Annotated in this window: 23 protein-coding genes and 1 pseudogene; 15 read left to right on the forward strand and 9 right to left on the reverse strand. The window is 59.4% G+C overall.

Going from position 1 to position 25,401, the window contains the following annotated elements; translation table 11 throughout:
• Positions 1 to 41: 41 nt before the first annotated feature.
• The 3 genes from fdhD (at position 42) to ACYZTL_RS14225 (ending at position 4,056) form a co-directional block, all read left to right on the forward strand.
• Complete coding sequence (gene fdhD / locus ACYZTL_RS14215) at positions 42 to 881, forward strand: formate dehydrogenase accessory sulfurtransferase FdhD (RefSeq protein WP_461952320.1); 840 nt, start codon at positions 42 to 44, stop codon at positions 879 to 881.
• On the forward strand, positions 878 to 3,226 hold the full coding sequence (locus ACYZTL_RS14220; RefSeq protein WP_461952321.1) for an FdhF/YdeP family oxidoreductase: 2,349 nt from the start codon (positions 878 to 880) through the stop codon (positions 3,224 to 3,226). Before fdhD ends, ACYZTL_RS14220 begins: the two co-directional genes overlap by 4 nt.
• 347 nt (positions 3,227 to 3,573) lie before the next feature.
• Positions 3,574 to 4,056 carry a glycine zipper domain-containing protein gene (locus tag ACYZTL_RS14225; RefSeq protein ID WP_461952322.1) on the forward strand — a complete coding sequence of 161 codons (483 nt, stop codon included), beginning with the start codon at positions 3,574 to 3,576 and terminating at the stop codon, positions 4,054 to 4,056.
• A 68-nt stretch (positions 4,057 to 4,124) separates the two neighbouring features.
• Here the strand turns inward: ACYZTL_RS14225 and ACYZTL_RS14230 are convergent, their stop codons facing one another.
• The 4 genes from ACYZTL_RS14230 to ACYZTL_RS14245 form a co-directional block, all read right to left on the reverse strand.
• Positions 4,125 to 4,556, reverse strand: coding sequence for an acyl-CoA thioesterase (locus tag ACYZTL_RS14230; RefSeq protein ID WP_461952323.1), 432 nt, complete (start codon positions 4,554 to 4,556; stop codon positions 4,125 to 4,127).
• A 195-nt stretch (positions 4,557 to 4,751) separates the two neighbouring features.
• Complete coding sequence (locus ACYZTL_RS14235) at positions 4,752 to 5,972, reverse strand: 3-hydroxyacyl-CoA dehydrogenase (protein ID WP_461952324.1); 1,221 nt, start codon at positions 5,970 to 5,972, stop codon at positions 4,752 to 4,754.
• 222 nt (positions 5,973 to 6,194) lie between these two features.
• Entirely contained in the window at positions 6,195 to 8,123 is a 1,929-nt protein-coding gene (locus ACYZTL_RS14240) for a RecQ family ATP-dependent DNA helicase (protein ID WP_461952325.1), read from the reverse strand.
• A 300-nt stretch (positions 8,124 to 8,423) separates the two neighbouring features.
• Complete coding sequence (locus ACYZTL_RS14245) at positions 8,424 to 8,927, reverse strand: polysaccharide deacetylase (RefSeq protein WP_461952326.1); 504 nt, start codon at positions 8,925 to 8,927, stop codon at positions 8,424 to 8,426.
• Positions 8,928 to 9,225: 298 nt separating this feature from the next.
• Here ACYZTL_RS14245 and ACYZTL_RS14250 point away from each other — a divergent pair, with 298 nt between their 5' ends.
• From ACYZTL_RS14250 to ACYZTL_RS14275, 6 genes are all read left to right on the forward strand, one after another.
• Positions 9,226 to 9,501, forward strand: a complete 276-nt coding sequence (locus ACYZTL_RS14250) for a hypothetical protein (protein ID WP_461952327.1) — start codon at positions 9,226 to 9,228, stop codon at positions 9,499 to 9,501.
• Between the two features lie 432 nt (positions 9,502 to 9,933).
• Positions 9,934 to 10,230, forward strand: coding sequence for a hypothetical protein (locus tag ACYZTL_RS14255; protein WP_461952328.1), 297 nt, complete (start codon positions 9,934 to 9,936; stop codon positions 10,228 to 10,230).
• A gap of 89 nt (positions 10,231 to 10,319) precedes the next feature.
• Complete coding sequence (locus ACYZTL_RS14260) at positions 10,320 to 10,454, forward strand: hypothetical protein (protein WP_461952329.1); 135 nt, start codon at positions 10,320 to 10,322, stop codon at positions 10,452 to 10,454.
• A gap of 26 nt (positions 10,455 to 10,480) precedes the next feature.
• On the forward strand, positions 10,481 to 10,834 hold the full coding sequence (locus ACYZTL_RS14265) for a DUF1493 family protein (RefSeq protein WP_461954309.1): 354 nt from the start codon (positions 10,481 to 10,483) through the stop codon (positions 10,832 to 10,834).
• Positions 10,835 to 11,030: 196 nt separating this feature from the next.
• Positions 11,031 to 11,525: a helix-turn-helix domain-containing protein gene (locus ACYZTL_RS14270; protein WP_461952330.1), complete on the forward strand. Its 495-nt coding sequence runs from the start codon at positions 11,031 to 11,033 to the stop codon at positions 11,523 to 11,525.
• Positions 11,522 to 12,793, forward strand: coding sequence for a type II toxin-antitoxin system HipA family toxin (locus tag ACYZTL_RS14275; protein ID WP_461952331.1), 1,272 nt, complete (start codon positions 11,522 to 11,524; stop codon positions 12,791 to 12,793). Before ACYZTL_RS14270 ends, ACYZTL_RS14275 begins: the two co-directional genes overlap by 4 nt.
• 153 nt (positions 12,794 to 12,946) lie before the next feature.
• Here the strand turns inward: ACYZTL_RS14275 and ACYZTL_RS14280 are convergent, their stop codons facing one another.
• Both ACYZTL_RS14280 and hslO read right to left on the reverse strand, forming a co-directional pair.
• Positions 12,947 to 14,488: a phosphoenolpyruvate carboxykinase gene (locus tag ACYZTL_RS14280; RefSeq protein ID WP_461952332.1), complete on the reverse strand. Its 1,542-nt coding sequence runs from the start codon at positions 14,486 to 14,488 to the stop codon at positions 12,947 to 12,949.
• 179 nt (positions 14,489 to 14,667) lie between these two features.
• Positions 14,668 to 15,570, reverse strand: a complete 903-nt coding sequence (hslO, locus tag ACYZTL_RS14285) for an Hsp33 family molecular chaperone HslO (RefSeq protein WP_461952333.1) — start codon at positions 15,568 to 15,570, stop codon at positions 14,668 to 14,670.
• 102 nt (positions 15,571 to 15,672) lie between these two features.
• Between hslO and ACYZTL_RS14290 the strand changes: the two are divergent.
• A pseudogene (locus ACYZTL_RS14290) lies at positions 15,673 to 15,891 on the forward strand (phosphatase PAP2 family protein); the annotation flags it as partial.
• Between the two features lie 120 nt (positions 15,892 to 16,011).
• On the opposite strand, the gene ACYZTL_RS14295 reads toward ACYZTL_RS14290, so the two are convergent.
• A complete protein-coding gene (locus ACYZTL_RS14295; protein WP_461952334.1) occupies positions 16,012 to 16,419 on the reverse strand; it encodes an RNA-binding S4 domain-containing protein in 408 nt (135 codons plus the stop codon).
• A 216-nt stretch (positions 16,420 to 16,635) separates the two neighbouring features.
• Here ACYZTL_RS14295 and rimB point away from each other — a divergent pair, with 216 nt between their 5' ends.
• Together rimB and rimK are read left to right on the forward strand one after the other, a co-directional pair.
• Positions 16,636 to 17,115 (forward strand): retropepsin-like aspartic endopeptidase RimB, encoded by a 480-nt coding sequence (gene rimB, locus ACYZTL_RS14300; protein WP_461952335.1) that lies wholly within the window; start codon positions 16,636 to 16,638, stop codon positions 17,113 to 17,115.
• Positions 17,112 to 18,017, forward strand: coding sequence for a 30S ribosomal protein S6--L-glutamate ligase (rimK, locus tag ACYZTL_RS14305; RefSeq protein ID WP_007949201.1), 906 nt, complete (start codon positions 17,112 to 17,114; stop codon positions 18,015 to 18,017). The genes rimB and rimK overlap by 4 nt, the downstream gene beginning before the upstream one ends.
• Before the next feature lie 132 nt (positions 18,018 to 18,149).
• On the opposite strand, the gene ACYZTL_RS14310 is transcribed toward rimK, so the two are convergent.
• Together ACYZTL_RS14310 and ompR are read right to left on the reverse strand one after the other, a co-directional pair.
• Positions 18,150 to 19,463: an ATP-binding protein gene (locus ACYZTL_RS14310; RefSeq protein ID WP_461952336.1), complete on the reverse strand. Its 1,314-nt coding sequence runs from the start codon at positions 19,461 to 19,463 to the stop codon at positions 18,150 to 18,152.
• A gap of 103 nt (positions 19,464 to 19,566) precedes the next feature.
• Positions 19,567 to 20,307: an osmolarity response regulator transcription factor OmpR gene (gene ompR / locus ACYZTL_RS14315; RefSeq protein WP_008032260.1), complete on the reverse strand. Its 741-nt coding sequence runs from the start codon at positions 20,305 to 20,307 to the stop codon at positions 19,567 to 19,569.
• 360 nt (positions 20,308 to 20,667) lie between these two features.
• Between ompR and ACYZTL_RS14320 the strand changes: the two genes are divergently transcribed.
• The 3 genes from ACYZTL_RS14320 to gshA all read left to right on the forward strand — a co-directional run bounded on the left by ACYZTL_RS14320 (position 20,668) and on the right by gshA (position 25,193).
• On the forward strand, positions 20,668 to 22,992 hold the full coding sequence (locus ACYZTL_RS14320; RefSeq protein ID WP_461952337.1) for a Tex family protein: 2,325 nt from the start codon (positions 20,668 to 20,670) through the stop codon (positions 22,990 to 22,992).
• On the forward strand, positions 22,992 to 23,375 hold the full coding sequence (locus ACYZTL_RS14325; RefSeq protein ID WP_007972875.1) for a PaaI family thioesterase: 384 nt from the start codon (positions 22,992 to 22,994) through the stop codon (positions 23,373 to 23,375). Before ACYZTL_RS14320 ends, ACYZTL_RS14325 begins: the two co-directional genes overlap by 1 nt.
• A gap of 234 nt (positions 23,376 to 23,609) precedes the next feature.
• Positions 23,610 to 25,193, forward strand: a complete 1,584-nt coding sequence (gene gshA / locus ACYZTL_RS14330; protein ID WP_461952338.1) for a glutamate--cysteine ligase — start codon at positions 23,610 to 23,612, stop codon at positions 25,191 to 25,193.
• Positions 25,194 to 25,401 lie beyond the last annotated feature (208 nt).

Here is a 25,401-nt window from a genome sequence, read left to right on the forward strand (position 1 = left end):
GCGCATAGGCTTAAAGCTGACTAAACCGTCGGTGATGCCCCATGAACGCCAAGCGTCCTGTTTACGCGGCGCCTGCCCTTGAAACGCCAGCGCCCGCTGCCAGCCAGACCTACCGCTACAGCAACCTCCAATACTCCGAATCGGCCAGCACCGCGCTGGCCGAGGAAGTCGCGTTGGCGATTGCCTTTAACGGCATCAGTCAGGCGGTGATGCTGGTGACCCCGACGGACCTGGAAGACTTCATCGTCGGTTTCAGCCTCGGCAGCGGCATCATCGAAGACACTTCCGAGATTTACGACCTGCAACTGAGCGGCTCAGGGGCGGCGCAGTACGCGCAAGTGACCATCGCCAACCGCGCCTTCTGGAACCTCAAGCAGCAGCGTCGGCAACTGGCCGGCACCAGCGGTTGCGGGCTCTGCGGTGTGGAAGCGGTCGAGCAGGCCTTGCCGGACCTCAAGGTGTTGCCCGGTGCGCCGTTGCCTCCCGCCGAATGGCTGGATGGCTTGCGTCAACGCATCGGTGCGTTCCAGCCGCTCGGCCAGCACTGCGGCGCGGTGCATGCGGCGGTGTTCATGAACGGTCAGGGCGAATTGCTGCTGGGCCGCGAAGACATTGGCCGGCACAACGCCCTCGACAAGCTGATTGGCGGGCTAGTCCGGCAAAAGATCCCGACCACCGGCGGCCTGGCGATTGTCACCAGCCGTTGCAGTCTCGAATTGATCCAGAAGGTTTTACGCGCAGGCATCCAGACCCTGGTCAGCCTGTCGTCCCCCACGGTTCTTGCCGTGCAATGGGCCCGCCGTCACAACCTGAACCTTATCCATCTGCCACAGAAGAACGCGCCGCGGGTCTACAGCCCGGCGTTGGAGAATCAAGCGTGAGTCAACACCGTCAAGCCGACCAGAAACCCGTCCCCCGCTACAAGCCCTACAAAGGCCCGGCCGGTGGCTGGGGCGCGCTGATCAGCGTCGCCCAGGCCTGGTTGACCAGCGACAACGCGCTGAAAAACCTGCGCATCATGCTCAAGACCAATCAGAACGGCGGCTTCGACTGCCCGGGTTGCGCCTGGGGCGATTCTCCGGAAAAGGGCATGGTGATGTTCTGCGAGAACGGCGCCAAAGCGGTGAACTGGGAAGCGACCAAGCGGCGTGTCGACCCTGCATTCTTCGCCAAACATAGCGTCACCTCGCTGCTGGAACAGAGCGACTACTGGCTTGAATATCAAGGCCGCCTGACCGAGCCGATGCGCTACAACGCCGAAACCGATCGCTACCAACCGATCAGCTGGGACGACGCCTTTGCCCTGATCGCCAAACACCTGCGCGGTTTGTCGAGCCCGGATCAGGCCGAGTTCTACACCTCGGGACGTGCCAGCAACGAAGCGGCTTTCCTCTATCAATTGTTCGTTCGCGCCTATGGCACCAATAATTTCCCCGACTGTTCGAACATGTGCCACGAGGCCAGCGGTGTCGCGTTGGCGCAGAGCGTTGGCGTCGGTAAAGGCACCGTGACCTTCGACGACTTCGAACACGCCGATGCGATTTTCGTCTGGGGCCAGAACCCCGGCACCAACCATCCACGGATGCTCGAACCGCTGCGTGAAGCAGTGAAACGTGGCGCGCAGGTGGTGTGCATCAACCCGCTCAAAGAACGTGGTCTGGAACGCTTCCAGCACCCGCAACACCCGATCGAAATGCTCACCAACGGCGACAAGCCGACCAACACCGCGTACTTCCGCCCGGCATTGGGCGGCGACATGGCGGTGCTGCGCGGCATGGCGAAGTTCCTGCTGCAATGGGAGCGCGACGCGCAGAAAGCCGGTGAGCCAGCCGTGTTCGACCACGACTTCCTCAATGAACACAGTGTCAACGTGCTCGAATACCTAAGCACCGTCGACGATACGCCGTGGGAGCAGATCGTCGAGCAGTCCGGCCTGACGCTCGTGGAAATCGAGCAAGCCGCGCGCATGTACGCCAAAGGCAAGAACGTGATCATGTGCTGGGCGATGGGTATCACCCAGCATCGCCATTCGGTAGCGACCATCCAGGAGATCGCCAACCTGATGCTGCTGCGCGGCAACATCGGTCGGCCGGGCGCCGGCCTGTGCCCGGTGCGTGGCCACAGCAACGTGCAGGGCGACCGCACGATGGGCATCAACGAGCGTCCGCCGGAGGCATTCCTCGACTCCCTGGAACGTCGTTTTCAGTTCAAGGTGCCGCGTGAAAACGGCCACAACGTGGTTGAGGCGATTCACGCCATGGCCGACGGTCGCGCGAAAGTCTTCATTGGTCTGGGCGGTAACTTCGCCCAAGCCACGCCAGACAGCCCGCGCACCTTCCAGGCCCTGAGCAACTGCGACCTGACGGTGCAGATCAGCACCAAGCTCAACCGCAGCCATTTGGCTCACGGCAAAGACGCGTTGATCCTGCCGTGCCTGGGCCGCACCGACATCGATATCCAGACCGAAGGCGCGCAAGCGGTGACCGTGGAAGATTCGTTCAGCATGGTCCACGCCTCCAACGGCCAGTTGCAGGCGCTGTCGAACCAGATGCGCTCCGAGCCTGCGATCATCGCCGGTATCGCCGCCGCAACCCTGGGCAGCAAACCGGTGGACTGGAACTGGCTGGTGGCCGATTACGGGCGCATCCGCGAACTGATCGCCGACACCATTCCAGGCTTCAAGGACTTCAACGAGAAGATCAAGAATCCGGGCGGTTTCTACCTCGGCAACAGTGCCGGTGCTCGTCGCTGGAACACTGCGTCGGGGCGCGCCAATTTCCGTCCGAACGCCCTGCCCAAGGATCTCGTGCACGAGCGAACGCGCGCCACGGGCGTGTTGCCGGATCTGATCATGCAGTCGATGCGCTCCCACGATCAGTACAACACCACGATTTATGGGCTTGATGACCGCTATCGCGGGGTGAAAGGTCAGCGGAATGTGTTGTTTGTTAACGAAGCGGACATCATTCGCCTGGGGTTCAAGCCGGGGCAGAAGGCCGATATCGTTTCGATCTGGGATGATGGCCGCGAGCGTCGGGTGAAGGGCTTCACGCTGCTGGCGTTTGATATTCCTGCGGGGCAAGCGGCGGCGTATTACCCGGAAGTGAATCCGCTGGTGCCGCTGGAGAGCACCGGGGATGGCAGCCATACGCCGACGTCGAAGTTTGTGGCGATCCGGTTGGAAGTGGTGAGTGAGACTGGGTTGATTTTGGCTAAATCGGCTTAACGCGCACACCCTGTGGCGAGGGAGCTTGCTCCCGCTCGGCTGCGCAGCAGCCGCTGCTTTTTTGGGGCCGCTTCGCGACCCAGCGGGAGCAACCTCCCTCGCCACAAGACGATGTTCCTGTCTGATTTTCAGCGGCAAGATAACTTTCCAAACGCCCACAAAAAAGGCCGTTTTTTCACAAAAACGGCCATTCCGAAGTAGCTAAAGACCGGCGAAAAACACTTAAGTTCCACCCACAAAACAGCAACTTAGGTATATCTTTTGAAGCCGTGTCATTCGTCGGATTTCGATTGTAAGCACCATGCCCCAGCCTCAGGATCGCGCCGTCATCCCCTTGAGGTTCCCCCATGAAGTTCTCCTCGATTCTCTTGTTGTCCCTTGGCCTGGTCAGTGGCATTGCTTCTGCTGGCGGCACCACCGAAGCAGGTGTGGGCGGCGCATTGGGCGGGGTTTTGGGCTCGGTCGTCGGTCAATCGTTAGGCGGCAACACAGGTTCAACCATTGGCGCAGCCCTGGGTGGCGCGGGTGGTAGCGCAGTCGGCGCAGACAAACGCAGCCGTGGCGAAGCGGCCATTGGCGGTGCGTTGGGCGCAGCGGGCGGTAACGTGGTCGGCCGCAGCATGGGCGGCACCACCGGCAGCCTGATTGGCTCCGCGGCAGGTGGCGGCGCCGGTGGCGCGCTGGGTAACTACATGGGTAACAAGAGCGATGACGAAGATGATCGTCGTGGCCACGGCGATCGCCGTTACTACCGTGATGGGCACCATGATCGTGGCCACCACTACGGCCATCGCAAGCACAAGCACAAACATCGCTACCACGACGACTGAGGCCTGAGTCGCCTCGTTTACCGGTAGATCAAAAGATCGCAGCCCAACGGCTGCGATTTTTTTGCCCGTCAAACCACCAACCGCTCCAGTGCCCCGCGTAACCCGGCAGGAATCGCCACCGGTTGATTCGACGTCCGATCCACAAACACATGCACGAAGCGCCCCGCCGCACAGGCTTCGTCTTCACCGGCCTTGAACACCGCCAGTTCGTATTGCACCGAGCTATTGCCCAACTTGCCCACCCGCAACCCGATCTCGATCCGGTCGGGGAAAGCGATAGAGGCAAAGTAATCACAAGCCGAACTCACGACAAAACCGACAACTTCACCGTCATGAATATCCAGGCCGCCGACTTCGATCAGATAGGTGTTCACCGCAGTGTCGAAGAAGCTGTAGTAGGTGACGTTGTTGACGTGACCGTAGGCATCGTTGTCGTGCCAGCGGGTGGTGATGGGCTGGAAGTGCGGGTAGTCGGTGCGTTGGGGCATCGGGTTGGACATCAATGTCGATTCCTGGAGTTGGATGGCCAGTCTAAGGCGAAAACCGCGTTATCGTTCTTCGTCGGAACGCCGCCCGGAGCAAGCCCGCTCCCACAGTGGATTTCAGTGGTACACAAAACCGGTGATCACTGAAGATCCACTGTGGGAGCGGGCTTGCTCGCGAAGAGGTCCTCACAGGCGCTACATAATCACCTGTCAGAAAAACCCCTTACCCACTACCGCCAACCCCCCAATCAACCGCGCCGGCTGCCAGTGATCACCCTGCTTGGTCTCCAACTGCAACAACCGCTGATGAACATCCGCCAACCCCTGCTGATCCGCCCAGGCCATCGGCCCGCCCTTGTCCGCAGGGAAGCCATAGCCGTTGAGGTACACCAGATCGATGTCGTGCGCCGATTCGGCAATCCCTTCCTGAAGGATTTTCGCGCCCTCGTTGACCAGCGCCAGCAAACAGCGCTCCAGAATTTCCTCAGGCCCGATCTCGCGACGCTGGAAGCCCAATCGTTCGCTGACTTCCAGCACCAGCGCATCCACCTCCACATCGTGTTCAGCCTGGCGACTGCCCGCCTCGTAGTGGTAATAACCGTTGCCACTCTTCTGGCCGAAACGGCCCAGTTCGCACAGACGGTTGTCCACCTGGACCTGCGGCGCATCCTGTCCAACGCCCGCCAGCTCCCGGGCGCGCCATTGCAGGTCGATGCCGACCACGTCGTACATGCGAAACGGCCCCATGGCGAAACCGAAGCCCTGCAGCGCCGCATCCACCTGATAGGGATATGCGCCCTCAAGCAACATCTTGCGCGCTTCGAGTACGTAGGTATTGAGCATGCGGTTGCCGATGAAACCCTCGCAATTGCCCGACACCACGCTGACCTTGCCCATGCGCTTGCCCAGTTCCAGCGCGGCATCCAGCACTGACGGCGCAGTCTGTGCGCCACGAACGATTTCCAGCAGCTTCATGATGTGTGCAGGGCTAAAGAAGTGCAGGCCCAGCACTTGTTGCGGACGGCAAGTGGCTGCGGCAATCGCGTCGATATCCAGCGCCGACGTGTTGCTCGCCAGAATGGCTTCGGGTTTGAGCAGGCCATCCAGTTCGCGGAAGATTTTCTGCTTGAGCTCGAGGTTTTCGTACACCGCTTCAATCACCAGATCGACATCGCGGATCGCTGCGTAATCGGCAGTCGCCGTGATCCGTGCGATACGAGCGTCCGCCTCGGCCTGATCGATCCGGCCCTGACGCACGTTGTGCGCGCAGGTCTCAGCCACGGTGGCCAGTGCCTGCTCAAGCATCTGCGGATTGTTGTCGACCCATTGCACGGGCACCCCGGCGTTAGCCAGGCACATGACAATGCCACGGCCCATGGTGCCCGCACCGATCACGGCGGCGCGCTGAATGTTGAACGGTGTCTGGCTCATGGTTGTTCTCTTGTTGGCGATCCAAAGACAGCCCTCACCATAGTCAGCCACCGGGCTTTTTTGAAATTTATTCCTGTGATGAGCGACATTCAGCGGATGGATACGCGCGGAAAGCGCGAACGAATCCATGTAGGAGCTGCCGGAGGCTGCGATCTTTTGATCTTCGGCAATTTCAGCGCCGCCGAAGATCAAAAGATCGCAGCCTCCGGCAGCTCCTACGGGTTAGAGGTATGACTGGGACCAGGCCCGCACTTCGCCATACGGATAATCCTCCAACGCCGCAAACCCCGGAATCGACCGTGCCTTGAGCTTGGTAAACAGCGGCACACTGATCCCGCACAAAAACCGCGTCACACGCTCGGCAGAGGGAACACCGCCGACGTGCTGTTGATGCCTGTGGATAAAATCACCGCACAGCGCCTCGAAGTTTTTATCCACAAGCGCCGGCAACTCTGGAGGTGCGGGCAGCCGCGCCACGTGCCCGTGACACACCGAACAATGCCCGCACTGCTGCGGCGCGTTTTCGTCGCCGAAATACTCGGCCAGGCGATAACCCAGGCAATGGTCGGTTGCGAACAGATCCAGCATGGCGTGGATCCGCGCGATCTCGGTGCGTTCGTGCCGGGTGAAATAAGCATGCAGTTCGGCACTCAGTGCCTGACTGTCGGAATCCGTTTGCAGCAGGCTGTAGACCTCAGTCATTTGCTTGCTTTCCAGCTCGACCCAGCCCTTCTCCTGGAAATAATCCAGTGCCTTGACCACCCGATCGCGCTCGGCTCGATGCTGCTCGTACAGCGCATCGAAATTCACCGTCGCCCAAGTCCGAGCGCGGCTGGAGGTCTGGATGATGGCCGCGACGAAATCCTTACGCTCACCCTCGAAGCGGGCCAGCAAGTCTTCCGGCTCCAGCAAATACTTGAAGCGGTATTCGGCGTAATAGGCGTAACGCGGCGCGATGATTCCGCGCAGTTCCAACTGCACCAACAACGTCTTGAGCGGTAACAGGCGAATGTTGCTCTGATCGGCCAACGGCCCTAGCAGAAACTCCCACTGCCCTTCGGGCGCGGCGGCTTGCAATTCGTCGAGCACACAGCGGATACCGTCCAGTTCCGGCGTGTCGCCATAAACGAAGTTTTCCAGCACGTTGAGGCTGTCGCGGTTAGCCAATACCAGGCAGTCCGACGGCTGTCCGTCACGCCCGGCACGACCGATTTCCTGACTGTAGTTTTCGATGGATTTGGGCAGGTCGAAATGCACCACATTGCGGATGTCACTCTTGTCGATGCCCATGCCAAACGCGATGGTTGCGACGATGCAATTGGACTGCCCGCCCATGAAGCGCTTTTGAATCGCTTCCCGTTGTTCATGGGGCAAACCGGCGTGATAAGCCTCAGCCCGGACGCCGTTGCGCCCCAAGTGTTCGGCGATGTGCTCGGCGGTTTTCTGCAGGGTGACGTAGACAATGCTCGGCTGGTCGGGACGTTCACGCATCCATTCGACAAGGCGTCGGCGTTTGTCCTGACCGCGCACCGGTTCCACCAGCAAGTTGAGGTTCGGCCGATAGAAACCGGTGGTCACCACGTTTTCAGGGGCAATGGCGAATTTCGCCTCCATATCCGCGATCACTTTCGGGGTCGCGGTGGCGGTCAGCAGCAACGCCTGAGGAATGTTGAATTGACGCTGATAGTCCGGGAGCTTGAGGTAGTCGGGGCGGAAGTTATGGCCCCACTCCGAGATGCAATGCGCCTCGTCCACCACCAGTAGCGAGATCGGCACTTGCTGCAAAAAATTGCGGAAGCGCTCGTTCTTCAGACGCTCCACGGAAATCATCAAGATCTTCAATTCGCCGGACTTGGCGCGCGCCATCACGTCACTGGCGTCATCACGGCTCTGAGCCGAATCGATGCTGCCTGCCGCGATGCCGTGTCGCTGCAGAAACGCCAATTGATCCTGCATCAACGCCAGCAGCGGCGAGACCACCAGCGTCAGGTGCGGCAGCAACATCGCCGACAACTGGTAACACAGGGACTTGCCCGAACCTGTAGGAAAAATCGCCGCCGCCGAGTGCCCGGCCAGCACAGCACTGACCACCGCCTCCTGGCCGGGCCGAAACTGTGGATAACCGAAAACCTGTTCCAGGGTGTTGTGCATAAGCTGTCACTCCGTTGACCGCTGCGAAGTCCAAAGCCTAGCCGGTGATCGCAGCGAGTCGAGAAAAGGTCGGGGGCAAAAACGATACGGGATGATACAGCGGATGGCGCGGGGTGGATTGCAGGGCTTGAGGAATGGGCCGACTGGCAGATCGCTTTCGCGAGCAAGTCGAATCGTCGCACCGCCGCTCCCACAGTTGATCGTCAGTGAACTCAGATTTCGTGTACGACCCGGAACCAATGTGGGAGCGGGCTTGCTCGCGAAGAGGCCAGCAAGGTCACCACAAAAACACGGACAAATTCAGGGCACCAACACCGCCACCCGCAGTTGCTCATTCAACGCCTGCTCATGAAACACCTGGCTCTTGCTCGCCCATGCCGCGTGGGCCGAGCTGATTTCGCCGGTGAACGCAGCGGCCAATTGACGCAAATCAGCGACGCTTCGCACCCGCGGGCAGAACGGTTCGCCGTCGCAGTTCTGACTGGCGTTACGGTAGGTGGTCAGCAATCGTTCCCACAAGCCATCACGCACCTGGCGTACAGACTTGAGCTTCACCGCCGGCACACCCAAGCGCTGTTTCAGACCCTGTTCGTCCAGCGCTTCGCTGGCCAGCAGCGCCTTGCCGAACATCAACACCTCGGCGCGAGAGGCGGTGTCCATGTTCACCTGAGTGGTGAGCGTGTCCGGCCAGCCAGTGCGGTCCATGTTGGCGAGCACCATCGAGTTACCCGCGTCAGCCGCGCCGGTCAAACGACAAGCACCCGCCCATAACAACAAAACCGAGGCCATACGTAGCCACTGCATACTTAATTCCCTTTAAGTGCTTAAACAGGCATTTTCGAAATGCCCTACAGATTCTGGCGCGCACCATACAGAGGTTTACGGCGTCGCGCCTGACAAACACGTAGGAAATTTCATCTATAGGGGTTTAGCTGTGAAAAACCTCGTTAAACACGTAGGGCCATTCCACAAAAACCAGTAAAACCCCCTACGAAACCTGTCGATTGCGGCCGTATTGCCGCAGCGCGTCCCCCCCGTCATAGTTTCCGCCGCGGCTGAAACAGTGTGTCGGCCTGCCAGACTTCCTACAGGACGGACCCAGATGCATGACCGCTATCGCCCACTTAAAAGCAGCTACAGCGACACTCCTGTCCTGGTCATCGACACCGAGGCCGACCCCCACGAAATCCTCGACGCCGCCCGCCAACGCATCCGCGCCGCCAGCGACCTGCTCGAAACGCTTTACTGCCTGTGCTTCAAACAGGCGGACGCGAGCGACATTCCCAACATCGTCAACGCCCTCTACCTGCTGACCCAGGACGGCAGCGAACTTCTCGAAATCGCCCGACAACGCCTTCCGAAAATCACCGCTGGTTAATGCCCCACCACAATCCCCTGTAGGAGCGAGCCTGCTCGCGATGAACGATAACGCGGTGTGCCTGGGTAAAAGTAAACGAGAAAAATTCGCTTGGGGATAAGTCCGTAGGCAACGCCCTATCAAAGCTTCATCCCGGTCCTACAACAGAAGACACCTTGTCGCCTATCGCCAACCGGCGACTCGTATCTATAGTCGGACTGTCGCTGCCAAATCAGCGTCTCGGGCTTGGTCACTCGATGGAATACATAAACGCGTCCGTTGTATGCTGCCGGCACCTCAAGTGTCTGCAAGCTATATGGTGGCTGTGTTTGGGACGCCTTATGGCGTGCCGGTCTTATGTATTCCTCCGGTTGACCAACCCGAACACAGTCCGCCTCCATCGCTTGGTCACGATGGTGGTGGTTTCATCTGATGCATTTGAGAATACATAAAATGAATAAATTGAACCCATTCCCCGATCGCTACCGCCCACTAAAAACCAACCTAACCGATACCCCGGCCCTGATCATCGACACAGAAGCCAACCCCCAAGACCTCCTCGAAGCCGCCCTCCAGCGCGTCCGAGCCTCCAGCGAATTACTCCGAACCCTGCACTGCCAATGCTTCGAGCAAGGCGATCTCGAAGACATCCCCCACATCACCCACGCGCTCTACCTGTTGGCCCAAGACGGCTGCGACCTGCTAACAGTCGCCCAGCAGCGGATGCTGAGCTGGAAAGCACCTGCCTGACGTCGAGTGAACAGATCGTTCCCGCGCTGAGCGTGGGAGCGATCCAAACACAAAGCTTTGAAAACCGTCTTCGAACACTGGAGATAACCATGAGCAAGTTTTTTGATGAGCTGATGGAAAGCGTGCAAAAAATGAACGAGATCTTACGGGCTGAGCGTCAGCCTTCCCGCGAATTCCATGTTGATGCGTTGCAAGCCAAAAAAATCGCAAGGATATCGGTATGACTCAGGCCAATAAGGGACAACGCACCATGAACCTCGCCCCCAACTTCCCCGACGACCACACCATGCACCTGCTCATGCAGCTGCTGCACGAAGAACTCGGCCTGCCTGAACGCAAAACCATCAGCCTCACCACCTCGATCAACTTCGATTTGGGCTGCGACGGCGCTGACGCCCGACATCTGATGGAATTGCTGGAAGAACAGTTCGGGATCGACTTCGCGGACTACGATGCCTATCGCTACTTTCAGCCGGAAGGTTTCGACGTGCTTCTCAAGCGAAGGGCAAAGGGTCGCGGCGAAAAAGTCCCACTAACCATCGGCATGCTTTACCAAGCCGTCAAGTCGCAACGCTGGGATACCCAAACGCTTGAAGGCCTCTAGCAGAACGCATAAGTGGCATTATTCTGGCTGTTTATAGCAAATTTAGTTGAAATAATGGCAGTTTCAATTCCCTTACGTGTCGGCAGCACCGTATTACCAAACAGAGTCTTGCAACTCACGGAGGCAGTCCAGCAAACCACCACTTAAGTGCTATTATTCTGGCAGCTAAGACCTAAAAGCGAAGGAATAATGGCACATGGCTAAGAAAACAGCGCCCCTGCTGCCAGCTTCATCCAGACTGCTCGCGGAGTTTGGCGAACGACTGAAACTCGCTCGATTACGCCGCAGGCTCACAGCCAAGCAAGTCGCTGAGAGAGCAGGTATGTCACTGACAACGCTTCGTTCCCTCGAGTCCGGTGGCTCAGGCGTGACGATGGGGGCCTACGTGTCTGTGATGCAGGTCTTGGGCCTGGAGAAAGACTTGAACAAGCTCGCCGAAGCAGATGAGTTGGGACGCCAACTGCAAGATGCGCAATTAATTCCACGAGCGAACGCAGCAACCAGTAAACGCCAACGAGTGCGCAACATGACTTCAACGAAAGCGTCGTCCCCCATCCGCGACACGACGAATGAAGCACTGGAAAGCCCCATCTCCGAATTGGATATCGAGGCAGATTTCCCATTGAACACCCACTCTTTTTCCAGTTTGTTTGCCGATAAAAAATCCCGACCCAAGACGGAGAAAAAATGACACTGATCGCGGTGTATGCCGATTGGGAATCTCTGAATGGACCAAGGCGCCTCGGGTTCCTGCATGCCACCAAGGCTCGCGCTGCCAACGTGTTCGAGTTTGAGTACGACACTGCCGCGTTGGCCGATCCCGAGTTGAACTTCACGACGCTGGATCCCCGCATAAAGCTCTTCGAAGGGCGACAATTCCCTGGGCAGCGCCAAACCCGTTTCGGTGTTTTTGCCGACTCAAGCCCGGATCGCTGGGGGCAATTGCTGATGAAGCGCCGATTGGAGCGGGACATTCGCGACGGCTTTGTGCCCAAGGGCAGCAAACTGTACGAGTCGGACTTCCTGTTAGGTGTTCATGACCTCTATCGAGTCGGTGCTATCCGCTACAAGCTCAATGACGAAGGCCATTTTCTGGATGATCGAGATGGGTTGGCAGCGCCACCCTTTGTCGAGCTACGTGCGCTGGAACAGGCAAGTCGAGCGTTGGAAAACGACCCGGACAATACCTCACTCGATGGGCGCGAATGGCTGAGAATGTTGATCGCCCCCGGTGGTTCATTGGGCGGTGCCAGGCCGAAGGCCAGCGTTGCTGACAAAAATGGTCACTTGTGGATCGCGAAGTTTCCGAGCACCCGGGACGACTATGACGTCGGCGGGTGGGAGTTCGTGGTGAATGTCCTGGCGAATCAATGCGGTCTGCGAGTGGCGAACGGTCTTGCGCAACGCTATGCAAGCGACCATCACTGCTTCATGGTCAAGCGCTTCGACCGCACCGCAACCGGTGGCCGGCTACATTTTGCCTCAGCCATGACCATGACCGACCGCGTGGACGGGGACGACGCATCCGTAGGTGCCAGCTATCTGGAGCTGGCAGAAGTACTCATGGAGCACGGCTCGGAAACCGACAAGGATCTTCGAGAGTTGTGGTCGCGCATCGTGTTCAACATCCTGATCTCCAATACCGACGACCACCTGCGTAACCATGGATTCCTCCTTGATCCTGGTCGTGGTTGGCGACTGTCTGATGCCTACGACATGAACCCTGTGGCACACGCCGATGGGCTAAAGCTAAACATTACCGATGTCGACAATGCTCTGGATCTCGAACTCGCTCGCGAAGTGGCCGAGTACTTTCGGGTTGACCGCGATGATGCGGTAGAGATTATTGAGCGTTTCCAGGAGGTGGTGAGCCAGTGGCCAAAAGTGGCCGAGGCGGCGGGGCTGTCGAGGCGCGAGCAGGACAATATGGCGCCTGCATTCCGACTTTCGGGAAATTAGTTTTCTGTGGCCATCAAGGCCGAACGCTGGGACAGGTGCTTGGCGTGGTTCTGGTGTTGGTGGGAGCGTTCGTTTTACACCTGAAAACCTGAACCGGGAGCCCACAAAAAAGCCGCCCTCAAAGGGCGGCTTTCTCATCACATCAAACCAATCTTACAACTTCGGCCCAGCAGCCTTGATCGCGTCGCTCACTTCGAACTTCTTGAAGTTCTCAACAAACAACCCGGCCAGTGCTTTAGCCGCTTCATCGTAAGCAGCCTTGTCAGCCCAGGTATTACGTGGGTTCAACAGGCCAGTCTCAACGCCCGGCACAGCCAGTGGCACGTCGAGGTTGATGGTGTCGAGGTGTTCGGTTTCAGCACCGATCAACGCGCCGCTCTGGATCGCTGCGATGACGCCGCGAGTAGTCGGGATGTTGAAGCGGTTGCCGACGCCGTAGCCGCCGCCGGTCCAGCCGGTGTTGACCAGGTAGACCTTGGAGCCGAAGCCGCGGATGCGCTTGATCAGCAGTTCGGCGTATTCGCCGGCCGGACGCGGGAAGAACGGTGCGCCGAAGCAGGTGGAGAAGGTCGACTTGATACCGCTGCCGGAACCCATTTCGGTCGAGCCCACCAGTGCGGTGTAGCCGGACAGGAAGTGGTAGGCCGCTTGTTCTTCGCTGAGGATCGAGACTGGCGGCAGTACGCCGGTCAGGTCGCAGGTCAGGAAGATCACAGCGTTTGGCTCGCCACCGAGGTTTTTCTCGGAACGCTTGGCAACGTGCTCCAGCGGGTAGGCGGCGCGGCTGTTCTGGGTCAGGCTGACATCGGCGTAGTCGGCGTGCTTGGCGTCGTCGATCACGACGTTTTCCAGGACTGCGCCGTGCTTGATGGCTTTCCAGATGACCGGCTCGTTCTTCTCGGACAGGTCGATGCACTTGGCATAGCAACCGCCTTCGATGTTGAAGACAACGCCTTCGCCCCAGCCGTGTTCGTCGTCACCGATCAAGTAACGGCTTTCGTCGGCGGACAGGGTGGTTTTACCAGTGCCGGACAAGCCGAAGAACAGGGTCACGTCGCCCTCTTCGCCGATGTTGGCGGCGCAGTGCATTGGCAGTACGTCGGCAGCTGGCAGCAGGAAGTTCTGCACCGAGAACATGGCTTTTTTCATTTCACCGGCGTAACGCATGCCAGCGATCAGCACTTTCTTCTGTGCGAAGTTGAGGATCACGCAACCATCGGAGTTGGTGCCGTCACGCTCTGGATCGCATTCGAAGTTGGCGACGTTGAGGACCTGCCATTCTTCACGACCGGCCGGGTTGTACTGGGCCGGATTGATGAACAGGCAACGACCGAACAGATTCTGCCAGGCAGTCTGGGTGGTCATCTTCACGGCCAAGTAGTGATCTTCGGCCGCGCCTACATGCACGTGGGAAACGAAATGCTCTTGCGCGTTGTTGAACGCCTCGACGCGAGCCCACAGGGCGTCGAACTTGTCGGCCGGGAACTTGCGGTTGATCGGGCCCCAGGCGATAGCAGCCTGGGTGGTCGGCTCTTCAACGATGAAACGATCGACTGGCGAGCGGCCGGTACGGTGACCGGTGCGAACAACCAGCGCGCCGGTATCGGCAAGCTCGCCTTCACCGCGATTCAGGGCTTCTTTAACCAGATCATCAACACTCAGATCGGTGTACACGGCGTTATTGGCTTGCGTCATGAGGTTCCCCGTCGGCCAGTGGCCGAGTGCTCCAAACGTTTTGTAGTAGAAAGTCGTGCACTACTACCGCGAAAAAAGTGGCCCGGATTATGCCAGAAAAGCCCAAAAATAGTAGGGCCCTCCCGTCGTAACGGCGTTATTCCGGCACTAACCAGTGAATTTACCTGCGCTGAACCGTTTTAGTGACGGGTATCTGACGGCGTCTCGACGCCCGCGCCAGCGAACAATTGAGCGATATCGGCGGCGTCGAACAGGTAACGCTGGTTGCAGAACTGGCAATCAATCTCGATGTTGCCACCGTGTTCGATGACCAGTGCCTGGGCATCTTCCAGACCCAAACTGACCAGAGCATTGGCAGAACGTTCGCGCGAGCAGCTGCAACGGAAACGCAATCTTTGCGCATCAAACAGCCGGACCTGCTCTTCGTGGTACAGGCGATGGAGCACGGTTTCGTTGTCCAGGCTCAGTAATTCATCAGCGGTCAGCGTGCCGCCCAGCGTGGTGATGTGCTGCCAACTGGCGGCGCGCTCTTCTTCGTCTTTCAGACGGTCGGCGGGCAACTGCTGCAGCAACAGGCCACGGGCGCGACGGCCATCGGCATACAACCAGAAACGCGTGCCCACCTGCTGGGACATGACGAAGTAACTAGTGAAGCATTCCGACAGGGTTTTGCCATCCAGGTCGACGATGCCCTGATAGCGCTGGCCTTGAGTCGGGTCGACGGTCAGCGCCAATACGCCGTTGGGCATCAGGTCGCCGAGGGTTGCGTCGGGGGCGATCTGGTCGGCCTCGTAACGGGCCAGGCCACGGATTTCGCGCTCGCTTGAGCACTCGATCATCAGCAACGGCACCGGGCCATCGGAACGGGCCTGGAGAATCAGCAGACCATCGAACTTCAAGGTGCCGACCAGCAACGACGCCGCTGCCATCAGTTCGCCGAGCAGTTGTTGTACCGGCTCCGGGTAAGCATGTTTGGCGAGGACTTCGGCGTAACTGCGCTCCAACGACACCAGCTCGCCGCGGGTGTCGCTGTCATCGAAGATGAAGCGTTGGGTGTAGTCGGTATCCGGTAGATCGGTCATAGGTCTGGGTATCTGAAGTAATGACAAGATAATTACAAAACGTGAAATTGCGCCTCTGCAGCACCGTTTTGGTGCGCGATGTTCAGCCAAGGGGGGCATTTTATGAACAATCCGGGTTTGTTCCAAGCAAGGTGGAACGCCCGCCGGTTGGCGCTCTGCAATGTTGTGCCTCTGGCACTGCTGGCCTTCTGGTTATGGCCTACGGGTCAGATGCTGTGTGTGGTTTTCGACGAGTGGTTGTTTGACCCACTCAATTCGCCGCTGGCGACTAACCCGATATGGCTGCACATCCGGGCAATTGCAAGTCTGCGACCCTTCGATGCTGGTCGGGGTGATCCTGAAAGGATCGCAGCCTTCGGCAGCTCCTACATGGGAATGCGTACACCCGTAGGAGCTGCCGAAGGCTGCGATCTTTTTGCAGGCAACACACATCTGCCAGCCCTACTCGTCGTTACTGCTCCCACGAAACTTAAACAAATCCCGCCGCTGTTTCTTGCTCGGCTTGCCATCGGTGCTCACGCCCAACGAGCCGGCCTTGCGCATGGCTGCCGCGGCTTCGCGCTTGGCGATGCTGGCTTCGGTTTCGGTGTACAGCGTCTGAGCTTCCGGCGCGCCACGGCGAACGATCGACAACGCCTGGACCACCACCGTGCGCTCCTCGAACCCGGTACGAATCTGAAACTCGTCGCCGATCCTCGGCTCCTTGCCCGGCTTGCAACGCTCGCCCCGGCAATGCACCTTGCCGCTTTCAATCGCGGCCTTGGCCAAGGCACGTGTTTTATAAAAACGCGCGGCCCACAACCACTTATCGAGACGGACTTTGTCGTCCTCTTCGCTTTTTTGTGCCACTGGATGACCTCATTCTGAAATATTGGTGAACTGTACTACCGTTTCTGTCGTGCCATGAATTACGCCGTCTCGGACTACAATGCGTGCATTCCAGCAACTCCCCGAGAAGCTGAAAATCCGGGCCGTAGATATCTGTCGCCTTTTAATCATTATTCTGCGTGAATACCGCGAATTCGGCCGCGTGCGGCCCGAGCGTTTTTTGCCGGTTGAGTACCTTTGAAGACATTTGACCATTTGACCGTTGTCGGTCTGCGCGAGTGGGTGGCGCTCCCGGATTTGGGAGTCGCGGGCCTGCGGGCAAAAATCGACACCGGCGCCAGTACCTCCAGCCTGCACGCCACCGACATCGAGCCGTTCGAGCGCGAGGGCGAGAGCTGGGTGCGCTTCACCGCGCACCTGGGCACGGTAGTGCAACTGCGTCACCGCCGCTGCGAAGCGCCGCTGGTGACGATGAAATCCATTAAAAGCTCCAACGGCCAAGCGCAGAAGCGATACGTGGTCAGCACCACCCTGGCCCTCGGTGATCGGGTCTGGCGGGTCGAGTTCACCCTCGCTTGCCGCAAGTCCATGCGTTATCGCCTGCTACTCGGCTCCAAAGCCCTGATCGACGGCCAACTGGTGGTCAATCCGGGCATTAAATATGTACAAGACAAGCCGGTGTTCCCGGTATCTACCTCTTCCACAGGTGTTGCATGAAGATCGCTGTGCTGTCGCGAAACCCGCGTCTGTATTCCACTCGTCGTCTGGTCGAAGCCGGTACCGAGCGCGGCCATGAAATGGTGGTGATCGACACCCTGCGCGCCTACATGAACATCGCCAGCCACAAGCCGCAGATCCACTACCGCGGCAAGCCGCTGGAAGGTTTCGACGCGGTGATCCCGCGGATCGGTGCGTCGGTGACGTTCTATGGCTGCGCGGTGTTGCGTCAGTTCGAAATGATGGGGGTGTTCCCGCTCAATGAATCGGTGGCCATTGCCCGCTCGCGGGACAAGCTTCGTTCGCTGCAATTGCTGTCACGCCGTGGAATCGGTTTGCCGGTCACCGGGTTTGCGCATTCCCCGGATGATATTCCCGACCTGATCGACATGGTCAACGGCGCACCGCTGGTGATCAAGGTGCTGGAAGGCACCCAGGGCATCGGCGTGGTGCTGTGTGAAACCGCGACGGCGGCGGAATCGGTGATCGAGGCGTTCATGGGCCTCAAGCAGAACATCATGGTTCAGGAATACATCAAGGAAGCGGGCGGTGCGGACATTCGCTGCTTCGTGGTCGGCGACAAGGTGATTGCGGCAATGAAGCGTCAGGCCAAGCCCGGGGAGTTCCGCTCCAACCTGCATCGTGGCGGCAGCGCCAGTCTGATCAAGATCACGCCGGAAGAACGCATGACCGCGTTGCGTGCGGCGAAGGTGATGGGTTTGGCGGTGGCGGGTGTGGATATCTTGCGTTCCAATCACGGGCCGTTGGTGATGGAAGTGAATTCTTCGCCGGGGCTGGAGGGGATTGAGACCACCACCGGGAAGAATGTGGCGGGAATCATCATTGAGCATCTGGAGAAGAATGGTGGGCCGAATATGACGCGTACCAAAGGCAAAGGCTGACCGGTCACCTGTGGCGAGGGAGCTTGTCGGATCGCCGCACCGTCCCGCTCGGCTGCGCAGCAGCCGCAAAATGGGAGTCCTTCGGACTCCAGCGGGAGCAAGCTCCCTCGCCACAAGGATTGTGGTCAACCCTTAGACTGCATCCCTCGGCAACATCAACCCCAACGGCAACCGCACCCGCGCTTCAAGCCCACCACCCGACCGGTTGCGCAATTCCACATTCCCGCCATGCATCGAAGCAATCCGCTTCACAATCGCCAAGCCCAATCCGGTGCCCTTCCCGCCCCGGGCACGATCACCCCGGGTAAACGGATTGAAGATCGCTTCCAGCTCCGACGGATCAATCCCCGCCCCACGGTCCATGACGCTCAGCACCACATACGGCGCGCTCACGTCCCCGGACACATACGCCGCCACTTCGACGCCACTTCCAGCGTGATGCAAAGCGTTGCCAATCAGGTTGTTCAGCAACCGTTTCATCGACACCCGCCGCAACGGAAACGGCTGAATCGGCTGCAGGCGCAGACGCACTCTTTCTTCGTTCTGGTTATACGGCGCGGCGACTTCACGCACCAGGTCGGTCAAGTCCACCTCTTCCACCGATTCATCGCGGCCATCGCGAATGAACGCGAGGAACTGGTCGAGAATCGCGTCCATGTCTTCGATGTCACGCACCATGTCGTCCGTCAGGTCGCTGTGGTCACCCATCAACTCCAAGGACAGCCGCAATCGGGTCAGTGGCGTGCGCAAGTCATGGGACACCCCGGCCAGCATCAGCTCGCGCTCGCGGCCAGCCTGTTCGACGTCTTCAGCCATCTGGTTGAAGGCGCGATACACCTCGGTCATCTCACTCGGTGTGTCGCTGATCGGCAGACGCACGCTACGGCCCTGGCCAAGTTGCCTTGCGGCATAGACCAAGCGTTTCAAAGGTTGATTGAGCTGACTGACGAAGATCCACGCCGAAGCAGTGGACAGCAGACCGATGGCAAGGAACCAGCCCAGCACGTTCCAGATTTTCTGGCCGCGCAAAGGATGCGGGTACAGCGGCACTTTCATCCAGCCATCGCCCAAACTCGGCGCCCGGACCCACAGGGCCGGTGGCGAGTGCATGCGTAACCGCACCTCGGTGTCGGCGCCCAGCTCCGCCTGCATCTGCCGCTGATAGATCTCGCTGTAAGGCCAGTGTTGCTCGCCTTGCGGCACACCAGTGCCCACCACCCGGATCAGGGTCGCGGCTTCGGCAATCTTGTCGCGGTTGTTTTCATCCGCCGCCCAATAGGCGCGCAGCGTCAGGGCGACGCCGTGACTGTATTGGCGGTCCACCAGCACGTCTTCGTTCATCAACAGATAAACCAGGGTCAGCGCCTTGGAGAACAGGACGACGATCAGCACCAGCCACAGGGTGCGGGAGAAGAAACTCTGGGGGAACCACACGGGGGTTTTCATGAATAACCGCTACACACTTGCAGGAGCGAGCGATGCTCGCATATTGCGGATCGCGAGTCTGCGGACAACAACATCCGCACGACCCGCTCCTACAAATCGCCGATCACTTGGTGGCGGCGCCATCCGGAACGAACACGTAACCCACGCCCCAGACGGTCTGGATGTAACGCGGCTTGGATGGATCAGGCTCGATCATCCGGCGCAGACGGGAAATCTGCACGTCGATGGAACGCTCCAGGGCATCCCACTCGCGGCCACGGGCCAGGTTCATCAGTTTGTCGCGGGTCAGTGGCTGACGCGCGTTCATGACCAACGCCTTGAGCACTGCGAACTCACCGGTGGTGAGCATGTGCACTTCGTCACCGCGTTTCAGTTCGCGAGTCGCCAGCGACAATTCGTAGTCACCGAACGTCACGCTTTCGTCTTCGCTGCCCGGCGCGCCCGGCACCGGAGCGGACTGACGACGCAGGACGGCTTTGACGCGAGCCATCAGCTCGTCCGGGTTGAACGGCTTGGCCAGATAATCGTCGGCACCCAGTTCCAGGCCCTTGATACGGCTCAGCTCATCGCCCTTGGCGGTGAGCATGATGATCGGAATCTGATTGTTTGCGCCGCGCAGACGGCGGCAGGCGGTCAAACCGTCTTCGCCGGGCAGCATCAGGTCGAGGACGACCAGGTTGAACACTTCACGCGCCAGCAGGCGATCCATTTGTTCCGTGTTCGGTACGGCGCGGGCACGGTAGCCCTTGCTGACGAAAAAGCGTTCCAGCAGGCTGCTGAGCCCCGGATCGTCGTCAACGATAAGAATTTTTTCGCCTTCAGCAATGTTTGCAGTGCTGCTCATTGGATGCTCCTTTGATCTCGGCGCGCATTATGGCGTAGCTGCCGTTATACGCACCGTGTGCATTGTTAGCAGATTTTTCCTTCACCGCCAGAAATCCGGGCATTGTGCCTACAGCCTGTGATGCCCCCGAATGACAGAACGCTGGTTATAATGCGCGGCCTTTTGTGTCAGGCAACGTCTGATTATTACTGCAGTGGCCGCTTTTTATTTTCAGGGTGCCGGCAGTAATTGTTCGATTTCACGGGTCAACGGGATGCCTGTTGACTCAGGTAGCGGCGCAGGCCAGGCCGCTCAACCAGACTCGCCGAGCCTTTATCCCTGCGCCCGCGAGCCTGCTTTCACAATTTGTCAGGTGGTTTTATGGACAGCATCAACAGCCGCATCGCCGAGGAACTCGGCGTACGCCCACAACAGGTCGAAGCGGCCGTCGCGCTACTCGATGAAGGCTCTACCGTTCCCTTCATCGCCCGTTACCGGAAAGAAGTGACCGGCAGCCTCGATGACATTCAGTTGCGTCATCTGGAAGAGCGTTTGCGCTACCTGCGAGAACTCGACGAACGGCGCATCAGCATCCTCGCCAGCATCCAGGAGCAAGGCAAGCTGACCCCGCAACTTGAACGCGACATCAAGCTCGCCGACACCAAGACTCGCCTCGAAGACTTGTACCTGCCGTACAAGCAGAAGCGCCGCACCAAGGGCCAGATCGCCCTGGAAGCCGGCCTCGGCGAGTTGGCCGACGGTCTGTTCAACGACCCGAGCCTGACCCCGGACACCGAAGCCGCACGCTTCATCGACGCCGAAAAAGGCGTGGCCGATGTGAAGGCCGCCCTCGAAGGCGCCAAGTACATCCTGATGGAGCGCTTTGCCGAAGACGCCGGTCTGCTGGACAAACTGCGCAGCTACTTGAAGCAGGAAGCCACCCTCAGTGCCCGCGTGATTGCCGGCAAGGAAGAGGAAGGCGCCAAGTTCCGCGATTACTTCGAACACGATGAACCACTGAAAAGCATGCCGTCGCACCGCGCGCTGGCGATTTTCCGTGGCCGCAACGAAGGCATTCTCAGCTCCGCGCTGAAAGTCGGCGACGAACTGCCGGGCACCATGCACCCGTGCGAAGGCATGATCGGTCAGCAGTTCGGCATCCAGAACCAGAACCGTGCCGCCGACAAATGGCTGGGCGAAGTGGTTCGCTGGACCTGGAAGGTCAAGCTCTACACCCACCTCGAAACCGACCTGTTGGGCGAGCTGCGCGATGGCGCGGAAACCGAAGCGATCAATGTGTTCGCCCACAACCTGCACGACCTGCTGCTGTCGGCCCCGGCCGGCCCGCGCGCCACGCTGGGCCTCGACCCGGGCCTGCGCACCGGTTGCAAGGTCGCCGTGGTCGATGCCACCGGCAAGCTGCTGGATCACGCCACGGTTTACCCGCACGTGCCACACAACAAGTGGGATCAGACCCTGGCGATTCTTGCCGCCCTGTGCGCCAAGCATTCGGTGGACTTGATCGCCATCGGCAACGGCACCGCCAGCCGCGAAACCGATAAGCTCGCCGCTGAGCTGATCAAAAAATACCCAGCCATGAAGATGACCAAAGTCATGGTCTCCGAGGCCGGTGCATCGGTTTACTCGGCGTCGGAACTGGCCTCCAAGGAATTCCCGGACCTCGACGTGTCGATCCGTGGCGCGGTGTCGATTGCCCGTCGTTTGCAGGATCCACTGGCCGAGCTGGTGAAGATCGATCCGAAATCCATCGGCGTCGGCCAGTACCAGCACGACGTGTCGCAGCTGAAACTGGCGCGCGGTCTGGATGCGGTGGTCGAGGACTGCGTAAACGCCGTCGGCGTGGACGTGAACACCGCGTCCGTCGCGCTGCTGGCCCGAATCTCCGGCCTCAACGCGACTCTGGCGCAGAACATCGTCAGCCATCGTGACGAGCACGGCGCGTTCAAAACCCGCGCGGCGTTGAAGAAAGTCGCGCGTCTGGGCGAAAAAACCTTCGAACAGGCGGCCGGTTTCCTGCGCGTGATGAACGGCGACAACCCACTGGACTCGTCCGCGGTTCACCCGGAAGCCTATCCACTGGTGCAGCGCATCGCCGCTGAAACCGACCGCGACATCCGTTCGCTGATCGGCGATGCCAGCTTCCTCAAGCGTCTCGATCCGAAGAAGTACACCGACGAAACATTCGGTCTGCCGACGGTCACCGACATTCTGCAAGAACTGGAAAAACCCGGCCGCGACCCGCGTCCAGAGTTCAAGACCGCCGAGTTCCAGGAAGGCGTCGAAGACCTCAAGGACCTGCAACTGGGCATGATCCTCGAAGGCGTGGTGACCAACGTGACCAACTTCGGCGCGTTCGTCGACATCGGCGTGCATCAGGACGGCTTGGTGCACATCTCTGCGCTTTCGGAGAAGTTCATCAAGGATCCGCGTGAAGCGGTGAAGGCCGGCGACGTGGTGAAAGTGAAGGTCATGGAAATCGATATCCCACGCAAACGCGTCGGCCTGTCGATGCGCATGAGCGACACGCCGGGCGAGAAAATCGACGGTGCCCGTGGCGCGCGTCCGGGGTCGGCCCCACGCCAATCCCAGAACACTGCACCACGCAAGGAAACCACGGCAGCGGCCCCGGCCAACAACGCCATGGCTTCGCTGTTCGCCAACGCCAAGCAACTGAAGAAACGCTGATGGACATCCCGGCCGGGCTGACCGAAAGCGCGTTTTTCAAGCTGCTGGGCTGTCGCTTGCACAGCCTGGAAACCGGGGTGGCGCAAGTCGCCCTGGCGCTGGAACCCGAGCTGCGCAATCGCGGCGGCAAGCTGCACGGCGGGGCTTTGTTCAGTCTGGTGGACATTGCCATGGGGCTGGCCTGTTCCAGCACCCACGGCTTTGACCAGCAGAGCGCGACCATCGAGTGCAAGATCAACTACATCCGCGCCGTTTCTGACGGTGAGGTGATGTGCACGGCGCGGGTGATCCACCCGGGCCGCCGCACGCTGGTGGTCGAAGCCGATGTGATGCAGGGCGACAAACTCGTCGCAAAAGCACAAGGCACGTTCGCTGTCCTGTAGCTAGTCGTCATCAAATTGAGTTAATTTCAGCGCAATACATCCTGTAGGAGCGAGCTTGCTCGCGATGGACGTTAACGATGACGCGTGCTCTCTGAATGAACGCGCCGCCCTCAGGCTCTTCGCGAGCAAGCTCGCTCCTACAAAACCAGGCGAAAACGCCAGTTTCAACTTCACCCTTGTAGACCGTCCTGCCCACCCCCATATTGGGGCGACTGACGCGTGAAGGAATCCAACTTGAGCGAACTTCTCAACCGCCGCCTGGCTCTGCTCGGCGAGCGCGCTAACCTCTCTCTGCTCGAACAGTGCCTTCACGGCATCGAACGTGAATGCCTGCGCGTGACCGGCGAAGGTCGCCTGGCGCAAACGCCGCACCCGGAAGAATTGGGTTCCGCGCTGACCAATGAACAAATCACCACCGACTATTCCGAGTCGCTGCTGGAGTTCATCACACCCGCCCTGCCCGACCCGGCCGACACCCTGGCGAGCCTGGACAGGATTCACCGTTTTGCCTACAGCAAACTCGGCAGCGAGTACCTGTGGAGTCCGTCGATGCCGTGCCCGTTGCCGGCCGAGGAAGATATTCCGATCGCCTATTACGGCACGTCCAACATCGGCAAGCTCAAGTACGTTTATCGCAAGGGCCTTGCCCTGCGTTACGGCAAGACCATGCAGTGCATCGCCGGGATTCACTACAACTTTTCCTTGCCGGAGAAGCTCTGGCCGCTGCTCAAGGAAGCGGAAGGTTTTGTCGGTACTGACCGCGACTATCAGTCGTCGGCCTACATCGCGCTGATCCGTAACTTCCGCCGCTACAGCTGGCTGCTGATGTACCTGTTCGGTGCCTCGCCGGCGCTGGATGCCGGTTTCCTGCGCGGTCGTTCGCACCAGTTGGAACAACTCGATCCGGACACTCTTTACCTGCCGTACGCCACCAGCCTGCGCATGAGCGATCTGGGTTACCAGAGCAACGCCCAGGCCGGTCTGACGCCGTGCTACAACGATCTGGCAAGCTACACCGACAGCCTGCGCAAGGCAGTCGCCACGCCGTATGCGCCGTACGTTGAAATCGGTACGCATCAGGACGGTGAGTGGGTACAGCTCAACACCAACATCCTGCAGATCGAAAACGAGTACTACTCCAACATCCGTCCGAAGCGCGTGACCTATACCGGCGAACGGCCGATCCAGGCGCTGGTGGCCCGTGGCATTCAGTACGTCGAAGTGCGCTGCCTGGACATCAACCCGTTCCTGCCGATGGGCATCGACCTCACCGAATCGCGTTTCCTCGATGCGTTCCTGCTGTACTGCGCGCTGAACGACAGTCCGCTGCTGACCAATACTTCGTGCGGCAACGCGACCTCGAACTTCCTCAGCGTGGTCAAGGAAGGCCGCCGTCCGGGGCTGCAACTGCAGCGCGACGGTCAACCGGTCGAGCTGAAGGAATGGGCCAGTGAATTGCTGGAAAAAATTGCTCCGTTGGCAGCGCTGCTGGATCAAAGCCATGGTGGCAATGCCCACAGCAAGGCGTTGGATGTGCAGCTGGCCAAGGTCAAGGATTCGTCCCTGACGCCATCGGCTCAGGTGTTGGCAGCGATGGCTGAGCACAAGGAAAGCTTTGCTCAATTCTCCCTGCGTCAGAGCCGGGCCCACGCGAAGTTTTTCCGCAGCGAACCGTTGAGTAGCGACGACCAGGCGACGTTTGAAGAGCGGGCGCGTTCGTCGCTGGCGGAGCAAGTAGCGCTGGAACAGAACGAAGTCGGCGATTTCGATGTGTTTGTCGGGTCGTATCAGGCGAGCATTCTGGCGATCAGTAACTAACCGCAATCCCTGTGATGACAGGGTTTTTCTGTGGCGAGGGGATTTATCCCCGTTGGGCTGCGAAGCAGTCGCAAACCAGTGCATTTGGTGTAACTGATATACCGTGTTGAAGGTTATGGGGGCTGCTTCGCAGCCCAACGGGGATAAATCCCCTCGCCACAAAAGCGGTCTGCAACTACTCTCCCTTAGAATTTTCCGCTCATAAGCT

The organism is Pseudomonas sp. LB3P81 (assembly GCF_054897965.1).

Coding starts and splice junctions, on each gene's coding strand:
- hslO (WP_461952333.1), bottom strand. CDS start 15,570: ATGACCGATCTACCGGATACCGACTACACCCAACGCTTCATCTTCGAT.
- ACYZTL_RS14255 (WP_461952328.1), top strand. CDS start 9,934: ATGAATAAATTGAACCCATTCCCCGATCGCTACCGCCCACTAAAAACC.
- fdhD (WP_461952320.1), top strand. CDS start 42: ATGAACGCCAAGCGTCCTGTTTACGCGGCGCCTGCCCTTGAAACGCCA.
- ACYZTL_RS14230 (WP_461952323.1), bottom strand. CDS start 4,556: ATGTCCAACCCGATGCCCCAACGCACCGACTACCCGCACTTCCAGCCC.
- rimK (WP_007949201.1), top strand. CDS start 17,112: ATGAAGATCGCTGTGCTGTCGCGAAACCCGCGTCTGTATTCCACTCGT.
- ACYZTL_RS14240 (WP_461952325.1), bottom strand. CDS start 8,123: ATGCACAACACCCTGGAACAGGTTTTCGGTTATCCACAGTTTCGGCCC.
- ACYZTL_RS14320 (WP_461952337.1), top strand. CDS start 20,668: ATGGACAGCATCAACAGCCGCATCGCCGAGGAACTCGGCGTACGCCCA.
- ACYZTL_RS14260 (WP_461952329.1), top strand. CDS start 10,320: ATGAGCAAGTTTTTTGATGAGCTGATGGAAAGCGTGCAAAAAATGAAC.
- ACYZTL_RS14250 (WP_461952327.1), top strand. CDS start 9,226: ATGCATGACCGCTATCGCCCACTTAAAAGCAGCTACAGCGACACTCCT.
- ACYZTL_RS14325 (WP_007972875.1), top strand. CDS start 22,992: ATGGACATCCCGGCCGGGCTGACCGAAAGCGCGTTTTTCAAGCTGCTG.
- ACYZTL_RS14265 (WP_461954309.1), top strand. CDS start 10,481: ATGAACCTCGCCCCCAACTTCCCCGACGACCACACCATGCACCTGCTC.
- ACYZTL_RS14235 (WP_461952324.1), bottom strand. CDS start 5,972: ATGAGCCAGACACCGTTCAACATTCAGCGCGCCGCCGTGATCGGTGCG.
- ACYZTL_RS14245 (WP_461952326.1), bottom strand. CDS start 8,927: ATGCAGTGGCTACGTATGGCCTCGGTTTTGTTGTTATGGGCGGGTGCT.
- ACYZTL_RS14275 (WP_461952331.1), top strand. CDS start 11,522: ATGACACTGATCGCGGTGTATGCCGATTGGGAATCTCTGAATGGACCA.
- ACYZTL_RS14225 (WP_461952322.1), top strand. CDS start 3,574: ATGAAGTTCTCCTCGATTCTCTTGTTGTCCCTTGGCCTGGTCAGTGGC.
- ACYZTL_RS14280 (WP_461952332.1), bottom strand. CDS start 14,488: ATGACGCAAGCCAATAACGCCGTGTACACCGATCTGAGTGTTGATGAT.
- ACYZTL_RS14270 (WP_461952330.1), top strand. CDS start 11,031: ATGGCTAAGAAAACAGCGCCCCTGCTGCCAGCTTCATCCAGACTGCTC.
- ACYZTL_RS14310 (WP_461952336.1), bottom strand. CDS start 19,463: ATGAAAACCCCCGTGTGGTTCCCCCAGAGTTTCTTCTCCCGCACCCTG.
- ompR (WP_008032260.1), bottom strand. CDS start 20,307: ATGAGCAGCACTGCAAACATTGCTGAAGGCGAAAAAATTCTTATCGTT.